The organism is Lebetimonas sp. JS085 (genome assembly GCF_000523295.1).
GTDB lineage: Bacteria > Campylobacterota > Campylobacteria > Campylobacterales > Nautiliaceae > Lebetimonas.
Map to the genome: position 1 here is coordinate 908,446 of NZ_ATHR01000001.1, position 20,820 is coordinate 929,265.

At 33.2% G+C, this 20,820-nt stretch carries 22 protein-coding genes and 1 pseudogene; 15 read left to right on the top strand and 8 right to left on the bottom strand.

Annotated elements, in window-relative coordinates; all coding sequences use genetic code 11:
- Positions 1 to 174: 174 nt before the first annotated feature.
- The 3 genes from DZ68_RS10055 to ciaB are packed head-to-tail and all read left to right on the top strand — an operon-like array spanning position 175 to position 2,631.
- Entirely contained in the window at positions 175 to 519 is a 345-nt protein-coding gene (locus tag DZ68_RS10055) for a ferredoxin-thioredoxin reductase catalytic domain-containing protein (protein ID WP_035908495.1), read from the top strand.
- A complete protein-coding gene (locus DZ68_RS10060; protein ID WP_035907141.1) occupies positions 509 to 868 on the top strand; it encodes a rhodanese-like domain-containing protein in 360 nt (119 codons plus the stop codon). The genes DZ68_RS10055 and DZ68_RS10060 overlap by 11 nt, the downstream gene beginning before the upstream one ends.
- Positions 869 to 882: 14 nt before the next feature.
- On the top strand, positions 883 to 2,631 hold the full coding sequence (gene ciaB, locus DZ68_RS0105115; RefSeq protein ID WP_024790859.1) for an invasion protein CiaB: 1,749 nt from the start codon (positions 883 to 885) through the stop codon (positions 2,629 to 2,631).
- 18 nt (positions 2,632 to 2,649) lie between these two features.
- On the opposite strand, the gene DZ68_RS0105120 is transcribed toward ciaB, so the two are convergent.
- The 5 genes from DZ68_RS0105120 to DZ68_RS0105140 all read right to left on the bottom strand — a co-directional run bounded on the left by DZ68_RS0105120 (position 2,650) and on the right by DZ68_RS0105140 (position 7,325).
- Positions 2,650 to 3,204, bottom strand: coding sequence for an HdeD family acid-resistance protein (locus DZ68_RS0105120; protein ID WP_024790860.1), 555 nt, complete (start codon positions 3,202 to 3,204; stop codon positions 2,650 to 2,652).
- A gap of 73 nt (positions 3,205 to 3,277) precedes the next feature.
- A complete protein-coding gene (locus DZ68_RS0105125) occupies positions 3,278 to 4,699 on the bottom strand; it encodes a glycosyltransferase family 39 protein (RefSeq protein ID WP_024790861.1) in 1,422 nt (473 codons plus the stop codon).
- Positions 4,686 to 5,906, bottom strand: coding sequence for a saccharopine dehydrogenase family protein (locus DZ68_RS0105130; protein ID WP_024790862.1), 1,221 nt, complete (start codon positions 5,904 to 5,906; stop codon positions 4,686 to 4,688). The genes DZ68_RS0105125 and DZ68_RS0105130 overlap by 14 nt, the downstream gene beginning before the upstream one ends.
- 40 nt (positions 5,907 to 5,946) lie before the next feature.
- Complete coding sequence (locus tag DZ68_RS0105135; RefSeq protein WP_024787574.1) at positions 5,947 to 6,135, bottom strand: addiction module protein; 189 nt, start codon at positions 6,133 to 6,135, stop codon at positions 5,947 to 5,949.
- Entirely contained in the window at positions 6,132 to 7,325 is a 1,194-nt protein-coding gene (locus DZ68_RS0105140) for a saccharopine dehydrogenase family protein (RefSeq protein ID WP_024790863.1), read from the bottom strand. The genes DZ68_RS0105135 and DZ68_RS0105140 overlap by 4 nt, the downstream gene beginning before the upstream one ends.
- A gap of 85 nt (positions 7,326 to 7,410) precedes the next feature.
- On the opposite strand from DZ68_RS0105140, the gene DZ68_RS0105145 reads away from it, so the two are divergent.
- From DZ68_RS0105145 to DZ68_RS0105180, 8 genes are all read left to right on the top strand, one after another.
- A complete protein-coding gene (locus DZ68_RS0105145; protein WP_024790864.1) occupies positions 7,411 to 8,301 on the top strand; it encodes a carbon-nitrogen hydrolase in 891 nt (296 codons plus the stop codon).
- Positions 8,298 to 8,939 (top strand): ribulose-phosphate 3-epimerase, encoded by a 642-nt coding sequence (rpe, locus tag DZ68_RS0105150; RefSeq protein ID WP_024787576.1) that lies wholly within the window; start codon positions 8,298 to 8,300, stop codon positions 8,937 to 8,939. The genes DZ68_RS0105145 and rpe overlap by 4 nt, the downstream gene beginning before the upstream one ends.
- A complete protein-coding gene (locus DZ68_RS0105155; RefSeq protein WP_024787577.1) occupies positions 8,940 to 9,527 on the top strand; it encodes a phosphoribosylanthranilate isomerase in 588 nt (195 codons plus the stop codon). It abuts the gene before it with no gap.
- Positions 9,528 to 9,604: 77 nt separating this feature from the next.
- The gene (locus tag DZ68_RS0105160; protein ID WP_024790865.1) at positions 9,605 to 10,900 is read left to right on the top strand and encodes an NFACT RNA binding domain-containing protein; all 1,296 of its coding nucleotides are present in this window, start codon (positions 9,605 to 9,607) and stop codon (positions 10,898 to 10,900) included.
- A complete protein-coding gene (locus tag DZ68_RS0105165) occupies positions 10,897 to 11,139 on the top strand; it encodes a hypothetical protein (RefSeq protein WP_024787579.1) in 243 nt (80 codons plus the stop codon). Before DZ68_RS0105160 ends, DZ68_RS0105165 begins: the two co-directional genes overlap by 4 nt.
- Before the next feature lie 71 nt (positions 11,140 to 11,210).
- Positions 11,211 to 11,948, top strand: coding sequence for a phosphatidate cytidylyltransferase (locus DZ68_RS0105170; protein ID WP_024790866.1), 738 nt, complete (start codon positions 11,211 to 11,213; stop codon positions 11,946 to 11,948).
- Positions 11,948 to 13,036 (top strand): 1-deoxy-D-xylulose-5-phosphate reductoisomerase, encoded by a 1,089-nt coding sequence (gene dxr, locus DZ68_RS0105175; RefSeq protein WP_024790867.1) that lies wholly within the window; start codon positions 11,948 to 11,950, stop codon positions 13,034 to 13,036. Before DZ68_RS0105170 ends, dxr begins: the two co-directional genes overlap by 1 nt.
- A complete protein-coding gene (locus DZ68_RS0105180) occupies positions 13,017 to 13,643 on the top strand; it encodes an HAD family hydrolase (RefSeq protein ID WP_024790868.1) in 627 nt (208 codons plus the stop codon). Before dxr ends, DZ68_RS0105180 begins: the two co-directional genes overlap by 20 nt.
- Here the strand turns inward: DZ68_RS0105180 and DZ68_RS0105185 are convergent.
- Together DZ68_RS0105185 and DZ68_RS0105190 are read right to left on the bottom strand one after the other, a co-directional pair.
- Entirely contained in the window at positions 13,640 to 15,094 is a 1,455-nt protein-coding gene (locus DZ68_RS0105185; protein WP_024787583.1) for a TrkH family potassium uptake protein, read from the bottom strand. The two genes, DZ68_RS0105180 and DZ68_RS0105185, sit on opposite strands and share 4 nt — an antisense overlap.
- Complete coding sequence (locus DZ68_RS0105190) at positions 15,076 to 16,362, bottom strand: NAD-binding protein (RefSeq protein WP_024787584.1); 1,287 nt, start codon at positions 16,360 to 16,362, stop codon at positions 15,076 to 15,078. The genes DZ68_RS0105185 and DZ68_RS0105190 overlap by 19 nt, the downstream gene beginning before the upstream one ends.
- A 177-nt stretch (positions 16,363 to 16,539) precedes the next feature.
- On the opposite strand from DZ68_RS0105190, the gene DZ68_RS0105195 reads away from it, so the two are divergent.
- From DZ68_RS0105195 to DZ68_RS11350, 4 genes and pseudogenes are all read left to right on the top strand, one after another.
- Positions 16,540 to 17,097, top strand: a complete 558-nt coding sequence (locus tag DZ68_RS0105195; protein WP_024787585.1) for a pyruvate flavodoxin oxidoreductase subunit gamma — start codon at positions 16,540 to 16,542, stop codon at positions 17,095 to 17,097.
- A 128-nt stretch (positions 17,098 to 17,225) separates the two neighbouring features.
- Positions 17,226 to 17,504, top strand: a complete 279-nt coding sequence (locus tag DZ68_RS10065) for a 4Fe-4S dicluster-binding protein (RefSeq protein WP_236619701.1) — start codon at positions 17,226 to 17,228, stop codon at positions 17,502 to 17,504.
- Between the two features lie 10 nt (positions 17,505 to 17,514).
- Positions 17,515 to 18,732 carry a 2-oxoacid:ferredoxin oxidoreductase subunit alpha gene (locus DZ68_RS0105210; RefSeq protein ID WP_024787587.1) on the top strand — a complete coding sequence of 406 codons (1,218 nt, stop codon included), beginning with the start codon at positions 17,515 to 17,517 and terminating at the stop codon, positions 18,730 to 18,732.
- Between the two features lie 9 nt (positions 18,733 to 18,741).
- Positions 18,742 to 19,657: pseudogene (locus DZ68_RS11350) on the top strand (thiamine pyrophosphate-dependent enzyme).
- Between the two features lie 105 nt (positions 19,658 to 19,762).
- On the opposite strand, the gene DZ68_RS0105220 reads toward DZ68_RS11350, so the two are convergent.
- Positions 19,763 to 20,695 (bottom strand): magnesium transporter CorA family protein, encoded by a 933-nt coding sequence (locus DZ68_RS0105220; protein ID WP_024787588.1) that lies wholly within the window; start codon positions 20,693 to 20,695, stop codon positions 19,763 to 19,765.
- Positions 20,696 to 20,820: the final 125 nt, after the last annotated feature.

Genomic DNA, 20,820 nt, shown 5'->3' on the forward strand with positions numbered 1-20,820 from the left:
AGCTCCTCCTTTATTTTTTACATTGAAAGTGTAACAATTTTTTTATAATAGTTTATTCTTTAAACTGATTAAATTTTAATCAATTGGTGTAAAGAAAATATTAAATTAAGATGAATTATATCTTTTTTGACATTTTTTTTTAATTTGATAAAATCAAGCAAAAAAGGAGGGTTTATGCTTAAACCAAAAAGAGATAATGTTGATATGAACAGCGAAGAATTTAAAACTGAAGAGGAAAAAACAAAAAAATTTGTTAAAAAAGTTGTAAAACAGTTCGGATGGTGTATAACTCCGGATAAAGAAGTTTATGATGCCGTTGTTAAGGGTCTTACAAGAAATAAACTGATGTTTGGAAAGAGATACTGCCCTTGTTTTATCCCGATGGGTGATAAAGAAGACAGAATCTGTCCTTGTAAACCTGCAATTGACCACGAGGTAGCGGAAGGGTGCTGTCATTGCGGAATTTATTGTAATCCGGAAAAATGTGAAGAAATTAAAAAGGGAATGGATGAAAAATAAAAATATTTTAAAAAAAACCCAGATTTTGGGAGATGAACTGGTTGAATTGTTAAACGCCAGAAAAAATAAATTAATAGATTTTGAACTTATTGATATTAGAGAGCCGTTTGAATACAAAGAGGCAAAAATAAAAGGTGTCGACAGACTGCTTCCTATTACAAATTTTCAAAATGATATGAAAATATGGAATGATTTAATAAAAAATAAAAAAGATTTTATAATTTATTGCAGAAGCGGGAACAGAACTTCTTATCTTCAAAATTATTTAAAACAAAAGTTTAATATAGATGTTCCCCATTTAGCACAGGGTATTATCAATTATCCTGGAATTATTGAAAAGGACAAATAATTAAAAGGAAAAATATGTTTTTAAATAAGGCTTATGAAATTGTGAGAAAAAGAGATGAAAAAATAAATAAATATTTTAAAAAATGCCCGGATGATATAAGGGCATTGTTTGAAGAGATATTAAAAACACTGAACCTGGAAATAAATGAAGACAATTTAACCGCCCTTAAAAAAAGATTTTTTCATTTAAGGGAAGATTCTCTTATAAATCTTTTAAAAAAAGCAAAATTGAATGAATCGGAAATAAAGGAAATTCAGCTTGATTTATACGAACTTACCAAAAATTTCTGGATAAAAGAGCATGAAAAACTTATAAACGAACTTTCACCTTTTATAGGGCCTTTTTATACCGAACTTTTAAGAGGGGTGCATAAAATAGGCATTGCTTTTTCTGCATGTCAGCCAAAATGGACAAAACATATTATTCATACAGTTAATGAAGAGCTGTCTTTGGAATTTGCGGGCGACGAGGCAAAAGTAATGGCTTATTTATTGGAAAATGATTTAATGGATAAAAAAGCGGCGGACAGAAGTTACAGTGTTTTGGTAAAAACCCAAAACGGATATGTGGTAAAAACATACGCAGAGGTTTTTGAAGAGGAAGTAAATGAAGCTGTCAGGGCGATAGACGGACTTATTTTAGCTCTTGAAAAGCTGGAAAATGAAAAAAAAGCCGAATGGATTTTGTATTTTAATGCCTTAAAAACGGCGCTTCTCGAAAAAAATAAAAAAGAACTTATTAAAAGATGGGCAAATGTGGACAGAATCTGGATGGATATAGATTCCCCGATTCAGGTAGGCCATCCGCTTGAATATTATGAGGATAAATTCCGTAAAGCCGTGGCACTTGAGCTTGATGTAAGGATTCAAAACCCGAATGTTAAAAGCAGTGTAAAAGATAATATTGTTAAAATGTATAAAAAACAGTGCACTGATGAAAATCTTTTAGAAAATGCTTTAAAAAATATTGAAAGAACTAAGCTTTTCATTTCAACCCCCGCTCTTTTTTACGGAGCTGAGTTTAACGGGCTTTTTTCAGCCCAGGTTGTACCAAATGATGAGGGTGTAAGTCGTGAAAAAGGTAAAAAAATATTTGCTTTTGTGGATAAGGTTTATGAAGATATAAAAGCAAGACCAAAAATGCTTCTCAGTTATGAAATTTTAGGTAAAGAATTTATGGATAAGTTTTATAAAAACTTAGAAGATAAAGAAAAATTTGTAAAAGTTTATGACATTACAACAATAGGCCATGAGTTCGGGCATATTTTATGGGTGGATGAAGAGAGCGAAGCTAAAATGAATAAAAGCGGCATGTTTAAAAATGTAGAGGAATTTAAAGCAACAACAGGCGGACTGATGGCGTTTTTTGAAAATGAAGAAAAGGAATTGATTGAATCCGTATTGGAAGATACAATAAAAAGGGCTGTTGGATTAATTTCCTGGATGGAAGTTGACGACGTACTGCCTTATTATATTGAAGGGCTTATTCATTTAACCGGGCTTTTTGAAAATGAAGTAATTAAATTTAACGGTAAGAATCTGGAATATAATTATGAAAATTATGAAAAACTTAAAGTTTGGTATAAAGATACCTATCTGGATTTGGCAAATCATTATATTGAAAAAAAAGATGCAAAAGAATTTTTGGATAAAATTGTTTATAAAGATAAAAATTATTATCCGATAAATAAAAAAGCGGATGAATTTGTAAAATATTATTATCAAAGATACAGGGAAATCGGAGAAAGAATCTATAAAGATTAAATTTTGGGCAAAGACGAATTATTTTTCGTCATAAGCCCCTTTTTTAGCCAGCCATCCGAGATATATGAGAACAATCCCATCCATTAAAAAACTGACCCCAACGATTATCCCCACTGTAAAAAATGAACTAAAAGGCCATCCTATCACTAAAATAATTCCTAAAATGAAACTGAGTGCCCCGTTTAGCAAAGAGAGCCACCAACCGCTTAAAGGTTTTAAATCAAGGGCTATACCGAAACTCGCAAATGCGTCAAAGAAAAAATATGCCGCAAAAAGTATTGCAACTGCTGCTACACCGCTTCCAGGCCAGATTACAAGTAAAATACCCGTAATTAAAAGCATCAAAGCTTTAAACCAAGCACTTAAACTTTTTGTATGAGCCTTAAATGTGGTATATAACTGAACCAGTCCCGCGGCTAAAAACAAAGCCCCTAAGAATATTACAAAAGCCAGACTTCCGGCAACCGGTTTTGCTATTGCAAGAATGCCCGCAATTACCATTAAAATACCTGAGATAATTGAAAGAGTACTAAACTCTTTAAGATTTTCTTTGTCAATTCTGTTTAAAAACATTTCTCCCTCCTTAAAATTTTTATAATTATATAACTTATTTTAAGATAAGTCAATAACTTTTAGTATAAATAGCTCAATATCCTTTAAAATTCTTCATAAAAAATACTTTATATGTCCTGTTAAAGTCTTTATATAAAGGCGCGTTTATTATAGCAATTAATTTTGAGTTTTTAAAATATTTTTTAGCATGATTTTCTTTTGTAACATAAATATAGTTTTTCCCTGTTTTTAGTTTTGTATCCATATCATATTGATTTTCGATTTTATGTGAAGGATTAAACATTACAGAGTTAAACGCATTTGGCTTTAAATAATAAATCATTTCAGCCATAATCACCCTGTCATCAAACATAAGGGGATAATGATATTTTTGGATTATCGGTTTTAATCTATCAGCAACCTCCCTCCATCCCAAAACTCTTTTAAAAGGGTCGGTTTTTGAAGTAAGTGTAATATGTAAAGCTTTTGTAATATCATGATAATGATAAAATAAAATAGCAGCTAATAAATTTATGGCAATTCCTGTTTTTATAAGATTTATTTTATTTTTTTCAATTAAATAAGCTATTACTAAAACAGTGCCGGCAATATATGTAGCGCTTGCCCAGTTTGCAAAAGCCCTTGTTAAGAATGCCTGCAGGGAAATCACTCCTAAAAATACAAATGCAAAAGAGTATAAAAGTTTATATTTGCAGTTTTTAAAATATGGTTTTATTAAGAGATAAAGTAAAACTCCAAAAAATACTGGACCAAAAACACCAAACTGAGTTAAAATAAAATTTAACAGATGTTTTGGATGAAAAAGTTTTCTGTCTATTTCGCTTATATCTTCTATATGATCAAATGTTATAAAATTATGATGATAATTCCATATTAAATTTGGAAGATAAATGGCTGCCGCAATAATCATTGCTATATATAAATTTTTCTTTTTAAATTCTTTCTTTTTGCACAAAAAGATATATATTACAACACTTAGTATAAATAAAATCATATTATATTTGCTGAGAAGCCCTAAACCTCCGGCAATTCCCGCAATTATCCAATAAAACAGTTTATCTTCTTTTATAGCTTTTATAAAAAAATATAAAGTTAATGAATAAAAAAATAAAAGTACGCTGTCTGTTGTAATTGCCATGGAATAAAAAGAAACCAAAGGTGTTGTAATAAAAGTAAGTGCGGAAAAAAAGGCCGTTTTTTCATTAAAAAGATTTTTTGCAATAAAAAAAATATTAATTGAAGTTAGTAAATACAAAATTAAAGAAGGTAGTTTTATGCATATTTCATTATCTCCGCAAATCATGGAAGCTAAATGAATAACCCATGCAATCATAGGGGGTTTTGAATAGTATCCAAAAGAAAGATGCTTTGACCATCCCCAGTAATACGCCTCATCCACATGCAAATCAATATTTACATGATATAAAACAAAAAGTCTGTAAAGTGTAATTAAAAGGGCAAAAAGGAGAAAATTTTTAAAATTATATTTCGTCAATCGGAAGTCCTTCACTCGGCAGTTCCTCAACAAACCAAGGAAGTCCGTTTTTATTCAGTTCATACATAAAAGCTCTTGCCGGAAATTCCTCCATATTTTTTACTCCCTCACTAAACCATTTTTTAGTGGCAATCATTTTAGCCCCAATCATTGCAGGAACCCCAGTTGTATAGCTTACACACTGAGCTCCGACTTCCCTGAATGCACACTGATGGTCGCAGATGTTGTAGATATAGTATCTTTTCTTTTTACCGTCTTTATATCCTGTTACGACAACTCCTATATGAGTCTGACCTTTTGTTCTTGGGCCCAGGCTTGCTGGGTCTGGAAGTACTTTTTTTAAAAATTCCATTGGTGAAATTTTGCACCCTTTGCATACTTCAATAGGTTCTATGTTTGTCATTCCGACATTTTGAAGCGCTTTTAAATGCCAAAGATATTTATCAGAAAAAGTCATAAAAAATCTTGCTCTTTTAATTGAAGGGAAATTTTTAGTAAGGCTTTCAAGCTCTTCGTGATATAAAAGATAACTTGGAAATTCCCCGACTCCCCTATAATTCCATTTAAAATTAACGCTCATCGGCTCAATCTCTCTCCATTCTCCGTTTTCGTAATATTTTCCTTTTTGTGTAATTTCGCGGATATTAATTTCAGGATTGAAATTTGTGGCAAATGGATATCCGTGGTCTCCCGCGTTGCAGTCAAGTATATCAAGATATTCAATTTCGTCCAAAAGTTCCTGCGTCGCAAATGCTGTAAATACATTTGTAACTCCAGGGTCAAAACCGCTGCCAAGAAGCGCCATTAAATTTTTTCCCTTAAAATCATTATCTTTTGCCCATTGAAGTTTATATTCAAATTTAGCCTTTTCCGGGTGTTCATAATTTGCAGTATCCACATAATGCGCTCCGGCTTTTAAACATGCATCCATTATCGCCAAATCCTGATAAGGAAGCGCAACGTTTAAGACAATATCACTGTTTGTTTCTTTAATTAGTTTTGCAGTTGCATCTACATCCATTGCATCAATTTCAGCCGTTTTTACTTCAACTCCAAGTCTTTTTTGAATATCTTTTGCTATAGCGTCACATTTGTTTTTTGTACGGCTTGCCAACACAATGTTTTTAAAAATATGGTCATTCATTGAGGCTTTAAAAGTGGCAACCCTGCCGACTCCACCGGCTCCGATAATTAATAAATTGCTCATTTTCTGTCCTTTAAATATTTTTAAATCATCTTTAGCATATTCAGATATTTTTACTTGAAAACTCATTTTTTATTTCTTGTATTGTATAACTTTTTTTATTTTTAAAATCTTTTCTACTGTTTAATATATCTTTATGCCATAAAGGGGAATCAACTTTTTCTAAAGAATTTAAAATTTCTTCCATTAAAAAAAGTTTTTCTTCTAATTTTAGATTTTTTACATCAATCATTTCATCTCCTTAATTTTAATTGGAAGTCCCTCCCGTTCCATTTCTTCAAAGAAGGCTAAAGCATCAAATTCTTCCACGTTTTTAACGCCTTCTTCCCACCAGATTTTTTTAGCCATCAATTTACAGCCTATAATTGCCGGTACACCTGTTGTATAGCTTACGCAGTGAGCTCCCGTTTCTTCAATTGCCTTTTCATGGTCACAGATGTTGTAGATATAGTATTCTTTATTAGTTCCATCTTTTTTACCTCTTACAATTACGCCTATATTTGTTTTACCTTTGTAGTTTGTAACAAGCTCCTGTGGGTCAGGCAGTACTTTTGCCAGGAATTGAAGAGGTGAAATGCTGCAGCCTTCACAAATTTCAATAGGTTCAATACTGAACATCCCTATATTTTTTAAAGCATTAAAATGATATAAATACCGGTTGCTGAAACACATATAAAATTTTGCACTCTTTAAATTTGGGAAATGTTTTACAATACTCTCAAGCTCTTCGTGCCATATTAAAATGCTTGTAGCCTCCCCGCATTCCGGATAATTGTGTTTAGTCTGTATTTCAAACGGTTTTGTTGTATGCCATTTTCCATTTTCCCAGTATTTACCAGGCAGGTTGAGCTCTCTAAGATTTATTTCAGGGTCAAAATTTGTGGCAAATGCCCTTCCGTGGCTTCCGAAATTACAGTCATATATTTCAATTTCTTTCAATTCATCCAGCAGGTAATCAGCCGCATATTTAACCATTATAGAAGTAACTCCCGGGTCAAACCCACATCCAAGAAGTGCCATAGTGCGGGCTTTTTTAAAATCTTCATCTAATGCCCATTGCAAATCATAATAAGTGTCGGGATTATCTTCTGTTTCCGCGAGAGCTGTATCAAGATAAGCCGCACCTGTTTCAATGCATGCATGCATAATAGGCAGGTTTTGATAAGGAAGCGCCACATGGCAGACAATATCTATATTTTCTTTTTTTATTAAATCAACTACATTCTCTTTTTTATTTGCATCAAGTGCATAGGTTTTAATTTCAATTCCAAGTTTTTCTTTTATATCTTTAGAAATGGCATCACATTTAGATTTAGTTCTACTTGCTAAAACTATATTTTTAAATGTGTTTTTGTTTTTCGCCGCTTTAAATGCCGAGACCCTTCCGACTCCGCCGGCTCCGATTATTAAAAGGTTTGCCATCATCCTCCTTTTTTCAAATTATAACATTTTTAAAAAATAATTTGATATAATTTTCTATATGTAATAATTTTGTCAAAGGTTTATAATGAAAATCTCTCTTATCCAGCAGTCTTTCAAGGGGACTATAGAAGCTACAATTAATCATACTGTTGAAATGATAAAAAAATCAAACGGAGAGCTTGTTATTTTGCCGGAGCTGCATCAGAGCGAATATTTCTGTAAAAGCGAGGATACAAAATATTTTGATTTGGCAGAGAGTTTTGAAGAGGATGTTAAATTCTGGGCTGATGTGAGTAAAAAAGAAGACAGGGTTTTGGTAACAAGTTTGTTTGAAAAAGTGATGGACGGAATTTATTATAACACTTCCGTTGTTTTTGACAGGGGAAAACTTGCCGGGAAATACAGAAAAACACATATTCCGGACGACCCTGGATTTTATGAAAAATTTTATTTTACTCCAGGTGATTCAATAGAGCCAATTGATACCAGTGTTGGAAGACTTGGGGTATTAGTTTGTTGGGATCAGTGGTATCCAGAAGCTGCAAGGATTATGGCACTTAAAGGAGCTGAAATATTGATTTATCCAACGGCAATAGGCTGGCTTTTGTGTCCAGAAGATAGAGTTGATGAGCTTTGTGAAAAAGAAAATACAATTGAAGAAAAAGAAAAAATGAAAAATGCATGGAAAAGCGTGCAGAGAGGTCACGCTGTTGCAAACGGGGTTTATGTGGCTGCGGTAAACAGGGTGGGAGAGGAAAAAGATGAAAGCGGTGTGCTCGGGGGAATAGAGTTTTGGGGAAACAGTTTTGTTTTCGGGCCTCAGGGAGAAGAAATTGTAAGAGGCGGTATGAATGAAGAGATAATTGAAGCCAAAATAGATTTAAAAGCTGCAAAAGAAGTTAGAAAAATATGGCCGTTTTTCAGGGACAGAAGAATAGATATTTATAATTGTATAAACAGGAGGTATTGTAAATGAAAGTTGCACCAAGTATTTTAAGTGCAGATTTTGGCAGATTAGCTGATGAGGTAAAGGCGGTATGCGAAGCGGGCGCAGATTATATTCACTGCGATATAATGGACGGGCATTTTGTACCGAATATGACGATGGGACCTATGATAATTGAAGCGGTAAAAAAGACTGCGAGCGTGCCGCTTGATATACATTTTATGGTTGAAAATATTCCTTTTTTTGTAGATATGTATAAACATTTGGAGCCGGAATTTATAAGTTTTCATGTAGAAGAGGAAAAACATATAAACAGGGTTATTCAAAAAATAAGAAAAGAAAATATCCGTCCGGCAGTTGTACTTAATCCGGCAACTCCTGTGTGTTTGCTTGATTATATAATTGAAGATGTTGACATGGTGCTTTTAATGAGTGTGAATCCGGGATTCGGAGGGCAGAAGTTTATTACGTCCACTTTAAGAAAAACAGAGGAATTAAGAGAACTCTCTGTTAAAAGAAATCCGTCTCTTTTGATAGAAATAGACGGAGGGGTGAATGGTAAAAACGCAAAAGCGCTTCTTGAAGCGGGTGCCGACATTTTGGTGGCGGGAAGTTATGTTTTTAAAAGCGGTGATTACAAAAAAGCGATCGAAAGTTTAAGGGTGTAAATGAGGGTAAAAATCTGCGGTATTACAAACTGGGAAGATGCTAAAATTTCCTGCGATGCCGGAGCTGATGCCCTTGGATTTGTAACATATGAAAAATCCCCGAGGTTTATAAGCCCGGTTGAGATTAAAAAAATAATTGAAAAACTTCCTCCTTTTGTGGTAAAAGCAGTTTTGTTTGTAAAAGTGGCGCCGGAATTTGTAAATGAGGTAATGGCTTATACAAAAGCGGATATTGCACAGATTCATTTTGAAGCTGACAAAAGTTTTTTTAAAAAACTGAACTGTAAATATTTAAAGGTTGTGAGGGCAAAAGAAAAAAAAGATATTGATAAATATGCCGGCGAATACAGAATTGTGGATGCATATGTCCCTGAATTTGGGGGAAGCGGGAAAAGATTGGCGCTTGAATGGTTTGAAACAAAAGAGAATTCAAAAATTATTTTAGCCGGTGGTCTTACTCCTGAGAATGTTTTTGAAATAGGAAGTTACGGATTTTACGGTGTGGATGTAAGCAGTGGGGTTGAAAGCGCTCCCGGCAAGAAAGATAAACGAAAAGTTAGGAAATTTATAGAAACAGCCAAAAAGTGAAAAGTTAAAAATGAGCTTTGCTCATCTGGCTGCTTGAAAAGCGGCCATGATATAAAGTGTAAAGTGAAGGAAAATAATTGAAAGCGTTTGTTTTAAAAAAAATTGCCGAGAAACTTAAAAATTATAAAATTATAAAAAAAGTCTTCAGAATTGATGAAAATCTGATTTTAATGCAGTTTGACAAAGACAGGTTTTATTTTGATCTGACAAAAGGAAACAGCGATATTTATATAAATATTGATTATCCTCTGGTTAAAAAGTTTAAAGCGCCTTTTGATATAGTATTGGAAAAAAAATTTACAAAAGCCAAAATACTTGGTGTAAAATGTAATGAGAGAATATTAACAGTTACAGCAAAAAATAATAATAATTTTAAAAAAGAGATTGTAAAAATAAGATTTGAATTTACCGGCCGTTATACAAATGCAATAATTTTAAATGAATTTGATGAAGTTATAGAATCACTAAGACATATCAGCGAAAGCCAATCAAGCAGAATTGTAAAACCAGGGGTTAAACTTGAAGAACTGCCACCGAGGGAGATAAAAGAAAAAGAGTTTGAAATTGATGATTTGGAAAATTATACAAAAAAACTTTTTGAAAAAAAATATGAAAAAAAAGTGAATGAAACCAAAAAAGTCATATTAAACAGAATTAATAAAAAGATAAAAGAGATTGAAAAAAAAATAAAAAAACTGCCGGATATTGAAGAACTGGATAAAAAAAGCCAAACCTATAGAAAATATGCGGATGTCGCTATGGCAAATTTACACTTGATTAAACCTTTTGAAAAAGAGCTTAAAACATATGATTTTGAAGGGAATGAAACAACTGTGCCTCTGCCGGAGCTTAAAAATATAAACCAGATAGGAAATTATTATTACAGACTTTCGAAAAAAGCTAAAAAAAAGGCTGAAAATATTGATATAGAAAAAGGTTTTTTAACTTCACAGCTTCAATTTTTGCAAAATTATAAAAAACTTGTGGAAAATGCAAAAGATTTAAGCTCACTGAAAAAATACCAGCCTAACAGAAAAGAAAAAAAAGAGGACGAAAACATAGCAAAATTTATGTTTGACGATTATCTGATAATGGTTGGTAAAAATGAAAAAGGCAATATTAAACTTCTTAAAATTTCAAATGCAAACGATATCTGGATGCATATAAAAAACTATCCGGGCGCCCATGTGATTATTAAAAACAATAAATTAAAAATTGATGAAAAAATATTAAATGAAGGGGCAAAACTTGCCGTAGCTTTTTCTAATAAAGATGAGGGAATTGTCGATTATACTAAAAGAAAATTTGTAAAAATTAAAGACAAGGCAAATGTTGAATATGGAAAATATTCTTCTATAAAGGTGAAATTATGAGTTTAATTGGCCAGATTACATTAATTAACCAAAACCAGCATGTCCCTTCAATCATCGCATCTGATATAATGGCAAGAGAAGTTGTTTCTAAAGAGTTGCAAAAATTGGCCTCTGCGGAAAAAGAGAGAAAAGTAGAAGAGGTGAGACCTGTGGAAGAAATTGAAAAAATAGTGCCTGATGAGGGTGAAAAAGAAGAGGTTAAAAAAGAAGCCACAAGGCATATTGATATAAAAGCATAGGTGAAAATAGTGAAAATGGTGAGTAGCGAGTGGTGAGTTGTGAAAATGGAGAATTAAATTAAAGGTATAAAGTGAAAGAAAGAATTATAACGGCGGTTGGAATTTTAGCGGTTTTGGCAATAGTGGCGGTAATTGATAATTATTATTTAACCGGGTTTTTATTTGCAGTTATTACAATAATAGGATTTTATGAAGCGAGCAGGTTATTTAATGTTGATTTAGACGAAAAAATTTATCTGATACTTGGAATATCGCTTCTTTTTTCTTTTATAAATCCTTTTTTTGCAGGAATTTTCGGTGTTATTATAATAGCTTCTTATGTGGCGTATTTACAAAAAGAAATTAATCTGGTGGCGCCTTTTGTTTATCCGTTTTTGCCTTTAATGTTTTTTTACTCTCTTTATTTCAGATACGGAATGAATACAGTTATATGGCTTATAGTAATTGTGGCACTGACGGACAGTTTTGCATATTTTGTAGGTAAAAATTTTGCAAAAAAATTTTTTAAAAACGGATTTTGCCATACATCACCCAATAAATCCTGGGAGGGAGTAATAGGCGGAGTTATCGGCGGCGCTCTGGCAGGTGGAATAATCGGAGGTTTTTATTATCCTGTTTTAATAGCTTTTGGGGTTTCTTTTGTTGTCAGTATTGTAAGTGTATTTGGAGATTTGTTTGAAAGTTATCTAAAAAGAAGGGCGGGGGTAAAAGACAGCGGAAATATACTGCCGGGTCACGGAGGTGTGCTTGACAGAATAGACAGTTATCTGTTTGCCGCTCCTGTGATGCTTGTAATGTTGGGAATATAATGATAGTTTTGGGTTCAACCGGGAGTATCGGCGTAAATACATTAAAAGTTGCCGAAAGATTTAATATTCCTGTTGAAATGCTGGTTGCGGGAAATAATTATAAACTTTTAAACAAACAGATTAAAAAATTTAAGCCCGAATTTGTAGTGGTAAAAGATAAAGCCACAGCAGAAAAAGTAGATTTTAAAAATATTTTATACGGTGAAAATGCTATTTTGGATATGCTGGAAAAATGTAAAAGTAATTTGGTTGTAAACGCTATTGTTGGTGAATCCGGGCTTAAACCCACTTTAAAAGCGGGGGAGCTAAATAAAAAAATTGCTTTAGCCAATAAAGAATCGCTTGTAATTGCCGGTAAATTTATAGATATAAATAAGATAACCCCTATTGACAGTGAACATTTCGGAATCTGGTATTTATTGAATGGAAACTTAGAAAGTGAAAAATTTAGGAAACTTTATATTACGGCAAGCGGCGGAGCTTTAAGGGATTGGCCGATAGGGAAAATAAAAGAAGCAAAACTTAAAGATGTGTTAAAACATCCAAATTGGTCTATGGGTAAAAAAATTACTATTGATTCTGCCACAATGGTAAATAAACTTTTTGAACTTCTTGAAGCCAAATGGCTTTTTAATACCAGTAATATTGACGCTTTTATAGAAACAAAATCCGTTATTCACGCATTGGTGGAATGGATGGATGGCAGTACAACCGCCCATATTTCAAAAACAGATATGAAGCTTCCTATTTCTTTTGCCATATTAAATGAGGTAAAAGAAGAAATTTTAGAGCATGTAAATTTGTTGGATGTCGGAAATTTGGAATTTAGAAAAATAGATTCCGGTCGTTATCCTGTCTGGGAAATTAAAGAAATTTTGCTGAATAATTCAGATTTGGGAATCGTTATAAATACGGCAAACGAATTTGCAATAGATAAATTTTTAAAAGAAGAGATAGGCTTTTTGGATATCAGTAAAATTATTTTAAAAGCAATTGAAAAATTTGAAAATATAAAAACAAATAATATTGATGAAATATTCGAAATTAAAAAAGAGGTAAGGGAATGGTGTGAGAGTAATTCTTTTTGATTTGGACGGGACGCTTATAAATTCAACAGAGGCTATTTTGGAAGGATTTAAGGTTACTTTTGAAAAATACAATAAGCCTTATCCTGGTGACGAAAATGTAAAAAAACTTATAGGCCTTCCGCTTGAGATTATGTTTTTTAAACTTGGAATAGATGAAAATGTGGATGAATATGTAAATACGTATAAAATGCATTACAGAAAAATTTCTACTAAAAAAACAAAACTTTTACCGTTTACAAAAGAAGCTCTAAACAAGGCAAAAGAATTTGCAAGACTTGGAATTGTAACTACAAAAACGGCAAAATATTCAAAAGAACTGCTGGATTATTTTAATCTTACAAAATTTTTTGAAGTATTAATCGGAAGAGAGGATGTAATTAATCCGAAACCTCATCCTGAGCCAATTTTAAAAGCACTTTATTTAATGAATGCCCATAAAGAAAATGGATGGATGATAGGTGATACCTGTATGGATATTTTAAGTGCCAAAGAAGCCGGAATTAAAGCTGTTGGTGTAAAGTGGGAATATGAAGAAAATTTGAAAAACTGCGCCGAAATTATAGAAGAAAATGTTTTGGAAGCTGTGGAATTTATAGAAAAATTTTAAAATTTTTTCCAAAATTCTCGGCTTAGAAGCATTAAAACAGTAAAAAATTCCAATCTTCCTATAATCATGCCTATTGCCAAAATAAATTTTTGAGGCTGGGTAAAAAAAGCAAAATTATCCGCCGGCCCCACATGTCCGAACCCCGGACCTATATTACCGACACATGCTATTGTGGCGCTTAAAGAAGTCATTGTGTCATATCCGTTTGCAAATAAATATAAAGCAATTACCGCTACCGTAAGAATATATAAAAATATAAATGCACTGACGTTGTTTACAGTGTCGCAGGAGAGTTTGTTATTGTCTATTTTTACGGAGCATACAACATTGGGATGAAGTATTTTTCTTATTTGATGTTTTAAATTTTTAAACATAACAACAAATCGTATTGTTTTAATACCCCCGGCGGTTGAACCTGTATTTCCCCCGATTAGCATTGCAAGAAACACAATTGCTATTGCCGCCTGCCCCCATGTGGAATAATCCAGTGTTGCAAAACCTGTGGTTGTAAGAATAGATGAAATAGTGAAAAACGAGTGTGTGAGAGAGAAGAAAAATGAATCGTGTGATGTGAAATAATGAACCAATGTTAATACTGTCGCCAATACAAAAAATATCAGTGTATACCACATTACCTCTTCGGATTTATAACCTGAAAAATCTTTATTAAGCAGTTTTATATGGGCTAAAAAGTTCATTCCGGAAAGAAACATAAAAAATGTAGTAGTCCACAAAATAAAATAATTGTTGTTCCAATATCCCAAAGATGAACTTTTGGTTGAAAATCCTCCTGTTGAGAGGGTGGCGAATGCGTGGTTTATGGCATCAAAAAAGCTCATTCCCTCTATTTTAAGTAAAATCATATCAATCAGTGTTAAAAGTGCGTAAACGCCCCATAATTTTAGAGCCGTATGTTTTAGCTTTGGGGTTATTTTTTCTGCCGTTATGCCGGTGGATTCGGATTGAAAAAGAGCAAGGGAACCGGTAGGATTTATAAATGAAAGCAGTCCGACGCCCAAAACAATAATACCCATACCGCCTATCCAGTGCATAGTGCTTCTTAGCATTAATATATATTTTGGCAATGCCTCTATATTTGAATATATTGTGGCCCCTGTTGTTGTAAAACCGCTTATTGCCTCAAAAAATCCGTCTATAAAACTGACGTGAGTTCCCATCATTAACGGTATTGCCCCCAGGGTGCCAAGCATCAGCCAAACTAAATTTACACTTAATATTGCTTCTTTGATTTTCATTTTCATTTTATGATTTCTTAAAAAATATAAAATAGCTCCGAAAATTACAAAAGATAAAAATAAAAAAATTAAAAATTTTTTATCATGCTCATGATATATAAAACCTGTAATCATGGGTATTAAAAAAAATACGATGACTATCATTCCTACAAGAGAGAGGAATTTGAGAATATTTTTTAAAGAGTTTCTATCCATTTTTTGTTTCCTGAAAAATTAAATTCCATTACAATATCGCCTGATTTTATTTCAAAACTTTCTTTTAATATATAAATTTTGTCTTCTCTTATTATTAAAATTTTTGCTTTTTCTTTAGGGGGTGTAATAATTTTTTCGTTATAAATCTGTTTAATGAAGATTTTTCCTTTTGCGCCCAGGAAAAATCTTTCATAAACCAGCAGTCTTGAATCTATTTCTTCCAAAATGGCATAAAAAGCCGCTATTTTAGGCCCTCTTATCGTTGAAAGCCTGAGAGAGTGCATTAATGAGTAATAATTTAAATTATTATTTATGGTTATTATTTTTTTAATTCCGAGTTTTCTTGCCTGAAGGGATTTTATAATGTTTGATTCGTCTTTTACGGAAGCCGTTATTGCAATATCGCTGTATTGAACCCCTTCGTTTAAAAGCATTTCCTCATCTTCGTAAGATGAATTTATTATACTGACTTTTTCTCCCAAAATTTCAGAGGCTTTTAGGGCCAGTTCTTCGTCTTTTTCCAAGATTTTTATATTCATTTCAAAATTTGAAAGTATTTTCGCTATTTCTATTCCCAGTTCATTTGCCCCGTATATTAATGTATTTTGAATATTTTCAGGAGAAACAGTGTCAATTAAATTTAAGTATTTTTTAATTTTTTCTTTATTTCCGAAGATATATAACAAATCATTTTCTTTGATTTCATCATTTTCATCCAAAAAAATAAATTCATTATTTCTTTCTGCGCCTATTATTTTAACGTTATCCTCTTCTATTTCACTGATTTTTGTTATTTGAGGGTTTTTTACGCTAAAAGAAATAAGTACGCATTGGCTGAAAGGGAATTCTTTTATATTGTTTGCTTTTGGAAATTCAAGTAATTTTGCAACCGCCGCGGCTGAAAGTTTATAAGGGAAAACCACCCTGTTTATATCAAGTTTTTTTTGAAAATTTGTTGCAATATAAGAAGTGTTTGTAAGTCTTACAATAATGTTTTCTGTTTCTAAGATATCTGTGAGAACTATTGTTGAAATTAAGTTTATTTCATCATTGTTTGTTACGGCTATATAAAAATCTATTTTGTCTTCTATATGTAAAAAAGTGTTTGCTTCTCTCATGTCTCCCTGAATGGTCATAACATCAATAGATTCTTTTATTGAATTGAGAGCTTTTTCGTTTTTATCAACTATAATTATATTATGGTTTGTTGAAAGTATTTTTGCTAAATTGTAGCCGACTTTTCCCGCTCCGGCAATTAAAATATTCATACTTTTCCTTGATATGAGGTTTCTAAAAATTTATTATACAATAAATTATTACAAAAAGTAACATAATTGTAAATTTGCTAAATGTTTAAATTTAATTACGTAAAAAAAGATAGATTTTATGCTATATTAAGAATACTTTAAGAAAAATTGTATAAAATACAAACAAAAAGGATAACAATGCTACAAATCAGATGGCACTCACGTGCGGGACAAGGTGCGGTAACTGGAGCAAAGGCTCTTGCGGATGTAATGGCAAGAACTGGAAAATATGTTCAGGCTTATTCTGTTTACGGTGCGGAAAAAAGAGGGGCACCTATGAGCGCATATGATAAAATTTCAGACATACCTATTTTAGACCATTCAAAAATGATTGTTCCTGATTATGTTTTGGTGATAGATCCGTCTTTGGCCTTTCAAAAAGAAATTGTGGAAAACACAAAAGACGATACTGTTTTTATTGTTACTACCCATATGGACAAAGATGATTTATTAAATATTGCAAAACATCTTCAGGGTAAAAAAGTCTATACAGTGGACGCAATTAAAATTTCACAAGAAGAGATAGGAAGAGCAATTCCAAATACGCCTATGCTCGGTGCTTTTATTAAAATCAGCGGTATTATCGGGTTTGAAGATTTTTTAAGTTCAATGAAAGATATTCTTTCTAAATTCCCTCAAAAAATAATAGACGGTAACTTAAAGGCTATGAAAAGAGCCGCCGAAGAAGTAAAATAAGGAGAAATTATGGCAACACCAAAAGAAATGATGACTACCTGGGACAAAATTCAACCAGGAGCGGTACTTCCAAGTTTTGAAGACCCAGAAAAAAAATAAGAAGCAAATTCAATTCATACAATTATAAAGTGGCTGACTGGAGGGTTGAAAAACCTGTATTTAACAGAGATTTATGTATAGACTGTGATTTTTGCTGGGTAAGCTGCCCGGACAGCTGCTTTCAGGTAGAAGAGGTAGTTAGCAAAAGAGGGAAAAAACAGGCTAAAATTGTTGGAATTAATTATAATTTATGCAAAGGATGCGGAGTTTGTGTGGAAGTGTGCCCCACTCCTATAAAATCTCTTTTAATGTTTCCTGAATTTACACAAACGCAAGAAGCTCTTCAAGAGTGGCCTAAAAAAGATTAAAGGAATAGTTATGGCAGAAAAATATGAATTAAAAGCTAAGGAAGTTTGGGATGGAAATACGGCCGCAAGCCATGCACTAAGACAGGCTCAGGTCGATGTTGTAGCAGCCTATCCGATTACCCCTTCAACTCCGATTGTTCAAAATTACGGAAGTTTTTTGGCAGACGGATATGTAGACGGTGAATTTGTAATGGTTGAAAGTGAGCATTCGGCAATGAGTGCATGTGTGGGTGCTGCGGCTGCCGGTGGTAGAGTTGCAACAGCAACTTCTAGCCAAGGTTATGCATTAATGGCAGAAGTCTTATATCAAGCAAGTGGTATGAGACTTCCAATTGTTATGACTGTTGTAAATAGAGCATTAGCATCTCCGCTTAATATTCACGGAGACCATGGTGATTTATATTTAGGAAGAGATGCTGGGTGGATTCATCTGATTGCAAATAACCCTCAGGAAGCTTATGATATGACGTTATGTGCTTTTAAAATAGCGGAGGATAAAAGAGTGAGACTTCCTGTTACAACAAACCAGGACGGATTTTTGGTGTCCCATACCGCCCAGGTGGTTGAACCGCTTCAAGACGAAGTTGCTTATAATTTTATAGGTGATTATATTCCCGTAAATCCAATGCTTGATACAAAAAATCCTGTAACACACGGTGCACAGACGGAAGAAGAGTGGCATTTTGAACATAAAGCCACCCAGCATAAGGCTTTGATGGAATCACCGAAAGTTATAGACGAAGTGTTCGAGGCTTTTGAAAAACTGACAGGCAGAAAATACCAAAGGGTTGAAAGTTATAAAATAGAAGATGCGGAAGTGGCTCTTATTGTAATGGGCAGTGCATACGAAACCGCAATGGTTGCTGTGGACATGGCCAGGGAAGAAGGAATTAAAGCCGGTCTTGTTATGCCAAGAACCTTCAGACCTTTCCCTTATAATGAAATTGCCCAAAAACTTAAAAATGTAAAAGCTGTTGCTGCACTTGATAGAAACTGTCCTATGGGAGCGATGGGGGCTTTGTTTAATGAAGTGGCCGGTGCGCTCAATGCAAACGGAGTAAATGCAGTTATGACCAATTATATTTACGGGCTTGGCGGAAGAGACACAACAGCCAGTCATATTTTAGAAGTAATTAGAGAAACTGATAAAAATGCAAAAGCTGGAAAAAGAGTTACAGACTTACAAGGTTTTATTAACCTTAGAGGTCCTGAGCTTAGTTTTAATTAAGGAGTTTTTATGAAAAATATTGGTAATTTAAAAGAGTTTGCTTGTACTCCTGACAGATTTCAAGGCGGGCACAGATTATGTCCCGGATGTGCCCACAGTATGATAGTTAGAGAAGTTGTTAATGCAACTGATGACGATTTGGTTGTTTCAACCGCCACAGGATGTCTTGAAGTATGCAGTGCGATTTATCCGTATACATCATGGGATGTTTCCTGGCTTCATATCGGTTTTGAAAATGCGGCTGCCGGAATAAGCGGGGCAGAAGCTATGTATAAAGCTCTCAGCAAAAAAACAGATCATATAATCCTGACAGAAACGTATTTGTTGCATTCGGAGGAGACGGCGGGACATATGATATAGGCTTTCAGTCATTAAGCGGTGCTACTGAGAGAGGCCATGATTTCCTTTATGTATGTTTGGATAATGAAAATTATGCAAACACAGGTGGACAGAGAAGTTCATCCACTCCGCTCGGGGCGCATACTTCAACAACCCCTAAAGGGATTTAACAATGATAATGGCCGCACACGGCTGTCCTTATGTTGCAACTGCTGTTCCCGGAAGCAAACACTGGAAAGATTTGGCTAACAAAGCCGCCAAAGCTCTTGCCACTGTGGGACCTACATTTATAAATGCGCTTAGCCCATGTACGACTGAATGGAAATTTAAACCGGAAGACACGGTGGAAATTGCAGATTTGGCTGTTGAAACCTGTGCTTTCCCTTTGTATGAAATTGAAGACGGATACAGGTTAAAAATTACTTACAGACCAAAACAAAAACTTCCTGTTGAAGAATATTTGGGCAAACAGGGAAGATTCGCCCATCTATTCAAACCTGAAAACAGGTGGGTTATTGAAGAAATTCAAAAAAACGTGGATCAGTATTGGGATTATTTACAAAGAAGAGAAGAATCCGGAGTTTAAGTTAAAAACAAAATTCTTTTCTTTTTTCTTCTCTTTTTTTATAAAAAGTGACAGGCACAATGTATATATAAAAATGTTTTATTTAATATTTAATTTTTATTAAAATCAAATCCATTTTTTTCTTTTAAGCCAGATATAAATCCCGACAGCAATGCTTATATTTATAATCCATGTGGCAAAATATCCGTATTTCCAGTTAAGTTCCGGCATATATTTAAAATTCATTCCGTAATTTCCAACAATAAAAGTTAACGGTAAAAATATAAGTGATATGGCGGCGAGGCGCTGCATGGCTTTGTTCATACGGGTTGAGAGAATACCCATATGAAGGTTAAGGAGATAGCCGGTTCTCTCAAGCAGGGTTTTTGATTCGTTGATTAAATATTTTAAATGTTCCGTTAGGTCTATAAATTCATATTTAAGCATATGCTTATGAGTCTCATCGAGTTTATTGTGAATTTTATTTATAATGTCTCTTTCGTGAATGGAAACTTTTGTAATTCTGTTTAGAGTTCTTCTTGCATAATAAACATCTTTTTGAAGTTCGTCTTCTTCAACTTCTTCGTGAAAAATAGAATCTTCCAAATCTTCCAGGGTTTCGTCTATTACGTCAACCAATAAAATTGTGTTGTCTATCAAAATATCTATAGTGATATAAATTAAATATTCAAAAGAATTAGATTTTTTATATTTTTTTTCAAATTTTTTTGCAAGTTCCGTAACTATTTCTTTTTCCTGTGCTAAAATGAAAAGCTTGTTTTTTGTTTTTATTATTACCACATTCGAATCATCGTAGAGTAAATTTTCTTCTTCATCGAATCTGATATATTTCATAATAATCAATTTAAACTTTTCTGTCTCTTCATATGTTATTGACTGGTCTTCGTTTTGCATATCTTCGATAAAACTGTTGGGAAAATGGTTTTCTAAAAGCCAGTTTAATATTTTTTCATTGTCAATGGTGGAAAAAATAATTTGTACATCGTTTGTTATGACAATATCATCCATTTTAAGGAGTTTTTCAGTGTAGATATACATGGCCTCTCCTTTGGGAGGCTGCAGATGGAATATAAATATAAACAGCGGAAAATGTAATGATTATATTCCATCTATAGCCTTAATTTCATTTTGAAATGAACGGTTACATTTTCCTTCTCTAACCG